The sequence below is a fragment of the Nocardioides sp. J9 genome (assembly GCF_007829375.1).
Taxonomy (GTDB): domain Bacteria; phylum Actinomycetota; class Actinomycetes; order Propionibacteriales; family Nocardioidaceae; genus Nocardioides.
In genome coordinates this window covers 1-4,045 of the sequence record NZ_VLJQ01000026.1, presented here as the reverse complement: position 1 = coordinate 4,045, position 4,045 = coordinate 1, and the positions used below count along the sequence as shown (strand labels likewise).

Below are 4,045 nucleotides of genomic sequence, written 5' to 3'. Positions count from 1 at the left end.
GCGGCATCGAGCCGACGCCGCAGGCGCTGAGCGGCCGCTTCCCGGTGAAGTACTACATCACGGCGATGCTCTTCATCGTCTTCGACATCGAGATCATCTTCCTCTACCCGTGGGCCATGCAGCTGGACAACATGGCGTGGTTCGGGCTGGTCGAGATGGTSCTSTTCATCGCCACCGTGTTCGTCGCCTACGCCTACGTATGGCGGCGTGGCGGCCTGGACTGGGACTGAGGGACAACTGCCCATGGGTATCGAGGAGAAGCTCCCCAGCGGAGTCCTGCTGAGCACGGTCGAGGGCCTGGCCGGCTACATGCGCAAGGCCAGCTTCTGGCCCGCGACCTTCGGCCTGGCCTGCTGTGCCATCGAGATGATGACGAGCGGTGGCCCGAAGTACGACCTGGCCCGGTTCGGCATGGAGGTCTTCCGCGCCAGCCCCCGGCAGGCCGACCTGATGATCGTCGCCGGCCGGGTGAGCCAGAAGATGGCCCCGGTCCTGCGCCAGATCTACGACCAGATGGCAGAGCCCAAGTGGGTCCTCGCCATGGGCGTGTGCGCCAGCAGCGGCGGCATGTTCAACAACTACGCGATCGTCCAGGGGGTCGACCACGTCGTCCCCGTCGACATGTACCTCCCGGGCTGCCCACCGCGTCCGGAGATGCTCATCGACGCGATCCTGAAGCTGCACGACAAGGTCCAGCACGACACCCCCTTCGGCAAGAACCGCGAGGCGCAGATCCGCGAGCTCGAGGCCGAGGCGCTCGTCGCGCTGCCGACCGGCGACCAGCGAGGACTGCTGCGATGACCGACGACAAGCCCGCCGACAAGCCCGCCGACAAGGCCGCCGACAAGGCCGCCGACAAGGCCGCCGACAAGGCCGTGGAGCAGCCGGCCACCGACCAGTCGCCCGAGAACGCCCCCGAGGCGCTCGGCGAGCCGGGCCTGGAGGTCCGCGCCGTCGGCGAGCGCCACGGCATGTTCGGCGTCAAGGGCAGCGGCGACACCAGCGGGTACGGCGGCCTGGTCGCCCCCGTCGTGATGCCGGGCGCTGCGCAGCGACCCTACGGAGGCTGGTTCGACACCGTCGCCGACCAGCTCGATCCGCTGATCGAGCAGGTCGTGATCCACCGCGGCGAGATCACCTTCCACGTCCACCGCGACAACCTCGTGGCCGCGATGAGGCTGCTGCGCGACGACCCGGCGCTCCGCTTCGAGTTCCTCTCCGGCGTGAGCGGCGTCCACTACCCCGGTGACGCGGGCCGCGAGCTGCACGCGGTCTACCACCTGGCGTCGTACACGTGGAACCGGCGGATCCGCGTGGAGACCAGCGCCCCGGACGACGACCCGCACGTCCCGTCGGTGGTCGCGGTCTACCCGGCCGCCGACTGGCACGAGCGCGAGACGTGGGACATGTTCGGCATTCAGTTCGACGGTCACCCGGCGCTGACCCGGATCCTCATGCCGGACGACTGGCCCGGCCACCCGCAGCGCAAGGACTACCCGCTCGGCGGCATCCCGGTGGAGTACAAGGGCGCCACCGTCCCGCCGCCGGACCAGCGGAGGAGCTACAACTGATGGGCACCGACTTCTACGCCGACCCCACCGAGACGGCCGAGGGCAGGGTCTTCACCGTCACCGGTCAGGACTGGGACGAGATCGCCGCCGACATGGGGGAGGGCGACGCGGCTGAGCGGATCGTGGTCAACATGGGTCCGCAGCACCCCTCGACGCACGGCGTGCTCCGGCTGATCCTGGAGATCGAGGGCGAGACGGTGACCGAGGCCCGCTGCGGCATCGGCTACCTCCACACCGGCATCGAGAAGAACATGGAGTTCCGCACCTGGACGCAGGGCGTGACCTTCTGCACCCGGATGGACTACCTCTCGCCGTTCTTCAACGAGATGACCTACGTGCTGGGCGTCGAGCGGCTCCTCGACATCGAGGACGACATCCCCGAGAAGGCCCAGGTCATGCGGGTCCTGCTCATGGAGCTCAACCGGATCTCCTCGCACCTGGTCTGCATCGCGACCGGCGGCATGGAGATCGGCGCCCTGACGGTCATGACGATCGGCTTCCGCGAGCGCGAGCTGGTCCTCGACCTGTTCGAGCTGATCACGGGCCTGCGCATGAACCACGCGTTCATCCGCCCCGGCGGGGKCGCGCAGGACCTGCCGCCCGGTGCGCTCGACGAGATCCGCGACTTCGTCGCGCTGATGAAGAAGCGCCTCCCCGAGTACGCCGCGCTGTGCAACGCGAACCCGATCTTCAAGGCCCGCCTGGAGAACGTCGGGCACCTCGACCTCGAGGGCTGCATGGCGCTCGGTCTCACGGGCCCGGTGCTGCGCAGCACGGGCTACGGCTTCGACCTGCGCAAGGCGCAGCCCTACTGCGGTTACGAGACCTACGACTTCGACGTGCAGACCTGGGACACCKCCGACTCCTACGGCCGGTTCCGGGTGCGCCTCAACGAGATGTGGGAGTCGCTGMRGATCRTCGAGCAGGCCGCCGACCGGCTGGCCCGSCTCGAGGGTGCRCCGGTCATGGTSGCSGACARGAAGRTCGCCTGGCCCAGCCAGCTCTCGATCGGCAGCGACGGGATGGGCAACAGCCTCGACCACATCCGCCACATCATGGGCGAGTCGATGGAGGCSCTSATCCACCACTTCAAGCTSGTSACSGAGGGCTTCCGSGTSCCGGCCGGCCAGGCCTACGTGCCSGTSGAGTCGCCGCGCGGCGAGCTCGGSGYSCACGTCGTCTCCGACGGCGGSACCCGKCCGTTCCGGGCGCACTTCCGCGACCCGTCGTTCAACAACCTCCAGGCGATGGGCCTGATGAGCGAAGGCGGCCAGATCGCCGACGTCATCGTCGCCATCGCGAGCATCGACCCCGTGATGGGAGGCGTGGACCGCTAATGGCCGAGCCGATCAGTGAGAAGACGCTCGCCGAGCTGCGCGAGATCGCGGCCCGTTACCCCGAGCCGCGCTCGGGGCTGCTCCCGATGCTGCACCTCGTGCAGTCGGTCCAGGGCAGGATCACGCCGGAGGGGATCGAGGCCTGCGCCGCGATCCTCGACATCAGTGCGGCGGAGGTCAACGGCGTCGCGACCTTCTACACGATGTACAAGAAGCACGGCGTGGGCGACTACCACGTCGGCGTCTGCACGAACACGCTGTGCGCGGTGATGGGCGGCGACGAGATCTTCGCGCGGCTCAAGGAGCACCTCCAGATCGGCAACGACGAGGTGGCCGTCCAGCGCCAGGGCGACTCGCGCACCGTCAGCCTCGAGCACATCGAGTGCAACGCGGCGTGCGACTACGCCCCGGTCGTGATGGTCAACTGGGAGTTCATGGACAACCAGACCCCCGAGTCGGCGGTCCAGATGGTCAAGGCGCTGCGCGCCGGCCACGACGTGAGCTCGACCCGTGGCCCGAGGCTGTGCACCTGGCGCGAGGCCGAGCGGGTGCTCGCCGGCTTCCCCGACGGGCGCGTCGACGAGGGCCCGACCGCAGGCGAGGCCAGCCTCGTCGGGCTGAAGATCGCCCGCGAGCGCGGCTGGACCGCTCCCGACGCCCCCGACGCTGGTCGAGTAGCGAGCGCCAGCGAGCGTATCGAGACCGAGAAGGCGTGATGGTTTCGACAAGCTCAACCAACGATCGGCTCTTGACCCCGGTGCTCACCGACACCTGGGACGCCGAGCAGGGCTGGAAGCTCGCCACCTACGCCGCCCGGGGCGGGTACTCCGCCCTCGACGTCGCCTTCGCGATGAGCCCCGACGACGTGATCACCGCCGTCAAGGACAGTGGCCTGCGCGGCCGCGGCGGCGCGGGCTTCCCGACCGGGATGAAGTGGTCGTTCATCCCGCAGGACAACCCGAAGCCGAAGTACCTCGTCGTCAACGCGGACGAGTCCGAGCCGGGCACCTGCAAGGACATCCCGCTGATGATGGGCAACCCGCACGTGCTCGTCGAGGGCGTGATCGTCAGCTCCTACGCCATCCGCGCCAACAAGGCGTTCATCTACATCCGCGGCGAGGTCGTCCACGTCATCCG

5 protein-coding genes and 1 pseudogene are annotated in these 4,045 nt (G+C 68.9%); all 6 read left to right on the top strand.

Features of this window, described 5'->3' with window-relative positions; genetic code table 11:
- Nucleotides 1-230 (top strand): NADH-quinone oxidoreductase subunit A (gene ndhC, locus L615_RS02865; protein WP_186449698.1); only part of this gene is annotated, 230 nt, incomplete at its 5' end.
- Nucleotides 231-243: 13 nt separating this feature from the next.
- Nucleotides 244-801 carry an NADH-quinone oxidoreductase subunit B family protein gene (locus L615_RS02860; protein WP_038676745.1) on the top strand — a complete coding sequence of 186 codons (558 nt, stop codon included), beginning with the start codon at nt 244-246 and terminating at the stop codon, nt 799-801.
- Nucleotides 798-1,571: an NADH-quinone oxidoreductase subunit C gene (locus L615_RS02855; protein WP_145724052.1), complete on the top strand. Its 774-nt coding sequence runs from the start codon at nt 798-800 to the stop codon at nt 1,569-1,571. The genes L615_RS02860 and L615_RS02855 overlap by 4 nt, the downstream gene beginning before the upstream one ends.
- Nucleotides 1,571-2,908, top strand: a complete 1,338-nt coding sequence (locus tag L615_RS02850; protein ID WP_145724051.1) for an NADH-quinone oxidoreductase subunit D — start codon at nt 1,571-1,573, stop codon at nt 2,906-2,908. Before L615_RS02855 ends, L615_RS02850 begins: the two co-directional genes overlap by 1 nt.
- Nucleotides 2,908-3,624: an NADH-quinone oxidoreductase subunit NuoE gene (gene nuoE, locus L615_RS02845; protein WP_145724050.1), complete on the top strand. Its 717-nt coding sequence runs from the start codon at nt 2,908-2,910 to the stop codon at nt 3,622-3,624. The genes L615_RS02850 and nuoE overlap by 1 nt, the downstream gene beginning before the upstream one ends.
- A pseudogene (locus tag L615_RS02840) lies at nt 3,624-4,045 on the top strand (NADH-quinone oxidoreductase subunit F); the annotation flags it as partial. The gene nuoE and the pseudogene L615_RS02840, both read left to right, overlap by 1 nt.